We start from the raw sequence: 6,509 nt of genomic DNA, 5'->3' as shown, positions 1-6,509 counted from the left end.
CCCCAGGGTACCGGCAGCTGCAGGTCAGCCGTCGCCCGCGACGTAGGCCTGCAGCCGGCGGTCCCACGCCTCGACTGCGAACCCCGTGGCGCGCAGCTTCGCGAGGTCGAGCGCGCTGCGCAAGGGCCGGGGCGCCGCGTCCTTTCCACGGAAGTAGTCCTCCGTGCTCACCCCGCTCACGTCGCTCGCGTCGTGGCCCGAAAGCGTGTACACGCTCTTGGCGATGTCCGCCCAGGACTGGGGGTCGCCGTCATTCGTGAGGTTGTACACGCCATAGGGTGCCGCTGTGTCGAGGAGATGCCTGATCCCCGCCGCGATGTCCTCGGTGAACGAGAGCCGGCCGATCTGATCGTCGACCACGGACGGCTTGACGCCTCGGTCTGCGAGGCTCGCCATGGTGCGCACGAAGTTCGCGCCCTCGCCGATGACCCACGAGGTGCGGACGATGTAGTGCCGCGGAACCACGGAGACGACGGCGTCTCCCGCGGCCTTGGTTTGGCCGTAGACCCCGAGGGGCGAGAATCCCTCTGCCTCGTCGTGGACGTCGGCGGAGCCGTCGAAGACGTAGTCGCTTGAGACGCTGACGAGAGTGAGTCCGTGGTCTACCGCCACCCGCGCGAGCCGCGCGACCGCCGTCACGTTGACGGCCCACGCCGCGCGCCGCCCCTCGGGCGTCTCGGCCTTGTCCACGGCCGTGTACGCCGCCGCGTTGATGATCGTGGAGTAGTTCTTCCAGTTCCGATTCTCGAACGAGGCCGGATCGGTGAGGTCGAACTCCGCGCGCGCCGCGAACTCGACGCTCGCGTCGCCCTCGTACGCCCTGCGCAGCGCCTTGCCCAGCTGCCCGTCTGCACCGAGGACGAGCGTCTTACGGGGGGCCATCGGGACGACGTCGGCGAGGCGCGGGTGGGCACGATCCTTGCCAGACAGCTCGGCCTCCTCGAGCGGGATGGGCCATGCGATCGCCGCCGTCTCGTCCGCGAGGTTGAGGAAGGTGTACTGGCTCTGGGCGTCCGCCGACCAGTGGTCGTTAACGAGGTAGGTGTACGCGGTGCCGTCCTCAAGCGTCTGGAAGGCATTGCCTACGCCGCGCGGAATGAAGATGGCCTTCGACGGGTCGAGCTCCGCGGTGAACACTGCGCCGAACGTTGGCCCCTCGCGCAGGTCGACCCACGCGCCGAAGATCCGTCCGGTCGCGACCGACACGTACTTGTCCCACGGCTCCGCGTGGATGCCGCGCGTCGTGCCCGCCTTCTCGTTGAAGGAGATGTTGTTCTGGACCGGACCGAAGTCGGGCAGGCCCACCGCGAGCATCTTCTCGCGCTGCCAGTTCTCCTTGAACCAGCCGCGATTGTCGCCGTGGACGGGCAGGTCATAGAGGACGACGCCGGGGATCGGAGTCTCGTGCGCCGCAAGCGGTTTCGAGAACTCGGTCACTGCCCCTGCTCCTTGTACTTCGCCTCGGTCTGTGCCTTCTGCGGGCGCCACCAGGCCTCGTTGTCTCGATACCACTCAACCGTCGCCTCGAGGCCGGCCTCGAAGTCCTGGAACTGCGGCTTCCAGCCGAGCTCCGTGCGCAGCTTCGTCGAGTCGATCGCGTAGCGCATGTCGTGGCCCGGGCGGTCCACGACGTGGTCGTAGGCGTCGGCGGCGAGGCCCATGGTCTTGAGGATGAGCTCGACGACCGACTTGTTGTCCTTCTCGCCATCGGCCCCAATCAGGTAGGTCTCCCCGATGCGGCCGTTTTCGAGGATGGTCAGGACTGCCGAGGAGTGGTCGTCGGCGTGAATCCAGTCGCGCACATTCTCGCCCTTGCCGTAGAGCTTGGGGCGCACGCCGTCGAGCACGTTCGTAATCTGGCGCGGGATGAACTTCTCGACGTGCTGGTAGGGGCCATAGTTGTTCGAGCAGTTGCTGATCGTGGCCTGGAGCCCGAAGGAGCGTACCCACGCCCGCACCAGGAGATCGGAGCCTGCCTTCGTCGAGGAGTACGGGCTCGACGGGTTGTACGGTGTCTGTTCCGTGAAGCGCGCAGGATCGTCGAGCTCGAGGTCGCCGTAGACCTCGTCTGTCGAGATGTGATGGAACCGGACGCCATGCTTGCGGGCCGCCTCGATGAGCGTGAACGTCCCGATGATGTTGGTATCGAGGAACGGGTGCGGATCGTGCAGCGAGTTGTCGTTGTGGCTCTCCGCCGCGTAATGAACGACGGCGTCCGCCTCGCCGACGAGTTCGTCCACGAGGGCGGCGTCCGCGATGTCGCCCTTGACGAACCTGAACCGCTGGCCCGGGAGCCCCTTGAGCGACTCGAGATTTCCGGCGTACGTGAGCTTGTCAAGGACGGTGACGTGATGCTCCGTGTGACTCAGCACGTAGTGGACGAAGTTCGAGCCGATGAACCCGGCGCCGCCGGTGACAAGGAGTCGCATAGCGCGAATCTATCGCCTTGCGACGCGGCCCACTAACCGTGAAGTATTGGGCCCATGAAAGGCATCATCCTGGCTGGGGGCACGGGATCTCGACTGCACCCCATCACCCTCGGCGTCAGCAAGCAGCTCGTTCCGGTCTTCGACAAGCCCATGATCTACTATCCGTTGTCGACACTTATTCTGGCGGGGATTCAAGATATCCTCGTCATCACAACTCCGAACGACGCCGTCAATTTTCAGCGCCTGCTGGGCGATGGCAGCCAATTCGGGATCTCTATCAGCTACGTCGCGCAGCCCTCGCCCGACGGCCTCGCCCAGGCTTTCCTCCTCGGCGAGGACTTTGTGGGGAATGACACCGTCGCTCTCGTCCTTGGCGACAACATCTTTTACGGGCCCGGCCTTGGCCGACAACTGCGAAGGCACCACGATCTGGTCGGCGCCTCCATATTCGGCTACTGGGTGAGGGACCCCCGATCCTACGGCGTCGTAGAATTCGACGAGGGTAACCGGGCCGTGTCGCTCGAAGAAAAGCCCGATCGGCCAAGGAGCAACTTCGCGGTCCCCGGGCTCTATTTCTACGACAATAATGTGGTCGGCATCGCGAAGACGCTCAAGCCCTCACCACGCGGCGAACTCGAGATTACCGATGTCAACCGGACCTACCTCGAGGCGGGCTTGCTCCGCGTCGAGGTGCTTCCGCGCGGCACGGCCTGGCTTGACACAGGGACGTTCAACGATCTCAACGACGCCTCGAACTTCATCCGCACGGTCGAAAATCGTCAGGGACTCAAAATCGGCGCGCCGGAGGAAATCGCCTGGCGCCAGGGATTCCTCAGCGATGATGAACTTCGCGCACGCGCAACCAGCCTCGTGAAAAGCGGCTACGGACAGTACCTCCTGGGCCTGCTCGAGTCGTCGTCGGTGAATGAGTCACCAGCCAGAACCTGAGGATAATTCAGCACCACTAATCACTCTATTCACACGCGCCCCACGCGTGTTAGGCTTGCCGCGACCGTCCCCGCCGGTACTGCCCGCAAGGGCCACGCAATGATCTAACACAGCGAGCAGACGAGTGCCGGGGGAGCTCGTGCTGCCGCCGGAGAAGGGCCATGCAGACCCATACGCCTCAAATCCGCGCAAGGCGAATGCTTGGAGTTCTTGCGTCAGCCTCGCTGCTCTCGATGGCGATTGTGACGCCGTCGGCCGCTGCGCCAAGTCAGCCGACGCCCGCGGTGTCCCCTTCTGCCTCGCCTTCGCCGAGGCAGTCTGCCACCCCGGCGGCCCCGAGTTCGCCGTCGCCATCCCCGTCTCCCTCGCAGTCGCCCTCGGTGGACTCCACGCCGCAGAGCCCCAAGTCGCAGCAGCAGAAGGACGCGATGCGGCAGTCGGTCGGGTTCGGCGGCGCCGAGATGGGCCAGCATTCGCAAAGAGTCCAGGCCGCGAAACAGGGCTCGAACGCGATCGGTCGAGGGATGGCGGCGTCGTCCCTGGTCCCTGCCGCCCGGAGCACCTGGCAGCCCGGATACGGGATCCCGGGACAGGACGTGAGCGCGTACCAGTCGAGCATCAACTGGCAGGCCCAGTGGAGCATGGGGTCCCGCTTCGCCTACGTGAAGGCCAGCGAGGGCGACTACTACACGAGCCCGACGTTCTGGCAGCAGATTCAGGGCTCCCAGAGCGTCGGAATGGTCCGCGGCGCCTATCACTTCGCCATGCCGAACTGGTCCGCGGGCGATGAGCAGGCCCGCTACTTCGTGGCCAACGGCGGCAAGTGGACCGCGGACGGCATCACGCTTCCACCCGTCCTGGACATCGAATACAACCCGTACGTCGGAAGGACAGATCTCGGCTGGAACCCGGGCAACGTCTGCTACAGCATGAACGCGGCGCAGCTCTCGTCCTGGATCCACCAGTTCGGCGACACGGTTCACGCTCTGACCGGACGCTACCCCGTCATCTACACGACCACCGACTGGTGGAAGGGGTGCCTCCTCAACGACTCCTCGTTCAGCGACTACCCGCTGTGGATCGCGTCGTACCCCGACCCCAACAATCCGTCCAACACCCCCGGGACCCTCCCGGCGAGCTGGGGCCAGTTCAGCTTCTGGCAGTACAGCTCGACCGGACCGTTCGACGGCGATAGCAACATCTGGAACGGGAACGGCACCCAGCTGTCCATGATGGTCAACGCCTGGGACCGGCCCGGCATCGGTATGCCTGCGGGGGCCACACCGATCAGCGGCCGATGGTGGGGGGACGGCAAGGCCTATGCGGGCTGGACGCAGGGCGGGCAATGGTGTCTCCAACGTCCCACAGCCGGACCCTATTGCTTCTGGTATGGAAACGCGACCGATAAACCGGTCGTGGGCGACTGGAACGGTGACGGCATCGATACGCCGGGCATCGTGCGCAACGGCGTCTGGCAGCTCACGAACTCCATCTCGACCCTCTCTGTGGACCGAGTCATCGCGTACGGTCTCCCGACGGATACTCCGATCACGGGCGACTGGGACGGCACAGGGGTCACGACGATCGGCGTCGTCCGCAATGGGATGTGGTACCTCACCAACTCCTTGGATCCCTATCCAGGGGTGAAGTATGCCTTCCCGTTCGGCAACCCCGGGGACACCCCGCTGACCGGCAATTGGACCGGCGGACGAAACTTCGGTGTCGGCGTCTGGCGCAACGGGTGGTTCTATCTGAGCAACAACGGCCAATCCCTCGACAACGCGTTCGCGTATGGCCTGGGCACGGACACCCCCGTCACGGGTGACTGGGACGGCGTCGGCGGCGCGACGGTCGGCATCGTCCGGGGCAGCACGTGGCAGCTGACCAACAGCAACTGGACTCGACAGGTGAACATCGTCTTCAACTGACGCCCGATTCCGGAGCCTCCACGCCGAACGGATACGCTGGACGAATGACTGTGCCTGACCCTGCTCGCGAAAGCCGGCTCAAAGTCGCGATCTCGATGCTCACCCTCGTCCCCGGAACCATGGGCGGCGGGGAGACGTACGCCCGGGGCCTGCTCCGCGGCCTGCCGTCCCGACCCGCCATCGAGGCGACGGCGTACGTCGGGCGTCAGGCGGAGGGCTTCGCGACGACCGTCCCCGAGGTCGTGTGCGAGAGCATCGACGGTCAGGGCACGACGGCGGGAAAGCTCACCACGCTCGCCCGCGGCTTCGCGTTCGGTTCGAAGCTGCGCCGCCTCATGGAAGGCGCCGACGTCTTCCATGTGCCGTTCGCGGTCGCCCTTCCGAAGCCGGCCAAGGAGATGGCCGTGGTCCAGACGCTCTGCGACGTGCAGCACCGAGATCTCCCCCATCTCTTCTCGTCCGCAGAGAAGCTCTACCGCCGTCTCTTCTACGAGCGGACCGCACGGACGGCGGATGCGGTCGTGACGATCAGCGACTTCGCCAAGCAGACGATCATCGATCACCTGGGCGTGCCCGCGGACAGGATCTTTACTGCGCACCTAGCCGTCGAGGCCGACGATTACACCCCGAACCTCGGCGACCGGGACGACGTCATCCTCTACCCCGCGCGCGGCTGGGCGCACAAGAACCACGCCCGACTCTTCGATGCGATGCGGCTTCTGGAGAAGACCCATCCTCACCTCACGCTCGTTCTCACCGGCGGGGGTCTCGACTCGCTCGAGAACGTGCCCAGCAACGTCAAGATCCGCGGGCAGGTGCCGCTCGCGGAGCTCCGCGAGCTGTATCGACGTGCTGCCTGCACCGTCTTCCCAAGTCTGTACGAGGGTTTCGGGCTGCCGCCGCTCGAAGCGATGGCGTCGGGGTGCCCGGTGGCCAGCTCGACTGCGGGCGCTCTCCCAGAGGTCGTGGGCGACGCCGCCGTCCTCTTCGACCCTTACTCCCCCGAGGCGATCGCCGACGCGATCGTGGCGGCGATCAACCGCTCAAGCGAGCTGCAGGGTCTTGGCCTGGAACGGATCAAGAAGTTCACCTGGGAAGCATGCGCCGAAGCACATGAGGAGGCCTACGCCTACGCGGCCGCCGCACGTGATCGACGCCTCGCTTCCGGCCGCTAACTCGCGGCGCGTTTCACCGCCCGGGTCGA

The 6,509-nt window shown here is 65.6% G+C and carries 5 protein-coding genes; 3 read left to right on the top strand and 2 right to left on the bottom strand.

What is annotated here, in order from left to right; all coding sequences use genetic code 11:
- Window positions 1-24: 24 nt before the first annotated feature.
- The gene (locus tag ACLN58_RS04485) at window positions 25-1,437 is read right to left on the bottom strand and encodes a sugar nucleotide-binding protein (protein WP_415854081.1); all 1,413 of its coding nucleotides are present in this window, start codon (window positions 1,435-1,437) and stop codon (window positions 25-27) included.
- On the bottom strand, window positions 1,434-2,429 hold the full coding sequence (rfbB, locus tag ACLN58_RS04480) for a dTDP-glucose 4,6-dehydratase (protein WP_415854080.1): 996 nt from the start codon (window positions 2,427-2,429) through the stop codon (window positions 1,434-1,436). The genes ACLN58_RS04485 and rfbB overlap by 4 nt, the downstream gene beginning before the upstream one ends.
- Window positions 2,430-2,483: 54 nt before the next feature.
- Between rfbB and rfbA the strand changes: the two genes are divergently transcribed.
- The 3 genes from rfbA (at window position 2,484) to ACLN58_RS04465 (ending at window position 6,480) form a co-directional block, all read left to right on the top strand.
- Complete coding sequence (rfbA, locus tag ACLN58_RS04475; protein WP_415854079.1) at window positions 2,484-3,377, top strand: glucose-1-phosphate thymidylyltransferase RfbA; 894 nt, start codon at window positions 2,484-2,486, stop codon at window positions 3,375-3,377.
- Between the two features lie 380 nt (window positions 3,378-3,757).
- On the top strand, window positions 3,758-5,305 hold the full coding sequence (locus ACLN58_RS04470) for a GH25 family lysozyme (RefSeq protein ID WP_415854078.1): 1,548 nt from the start codon (window positions 3,758-3,760) through the stop codon (window positions 5,303-5,305).
- A gap of 44 nt (window positions 5,306-5,349) precedes the next feature.
- On the top strand, window positions 5,350-6,480 hold the full coding sequence (locus ACLN58_RS04465) for a glycosyltransferase family 4 protein (protein WP_415854077.1): 1,131 nt from the start codon (window positions 5,350-5,352) through the stop codon (window positions 6,478-6,480).
- Window positions 6,481-6,509 lie beyond the last annotated feature (29 nt).

The organism is Sinomonas sp. G460-2, from assembly GCF_047759905.1.
Lineage (GTDB): Bacteria > Actinomycetota > Actinomycetes > Actinomycetales > Micrococcaceae > Sinomonas.
The sequence above is the reverse complement of the archived record's forward strand: the minus strand, read 5'-3'. Positions and strand labels throughout refer to the sequence as shown.

Coding starts and splice junctions, on each gene's coding strand:
- rfbB (WP_415854080.1), bottom strand. CDS start 2,429: ATGCGACTCCTTGTCACCGGCGGCGCCGGGTTCATCGGCTCGAACTTC.
- ACLN58_RS04465 (WP_415854077.1), top strand. CDS start 5,350: ATGACTGTGCCTGACCCTGCTCGCGAAAGCCGGCTCAAAGTCGCGATC.
- rfbA (WP_415854079.1), top strand. CDS start 2,484: ATGAAAGGCATCATCCTGGCTGGGGGCACGGGATCTCGACTGCACCCC.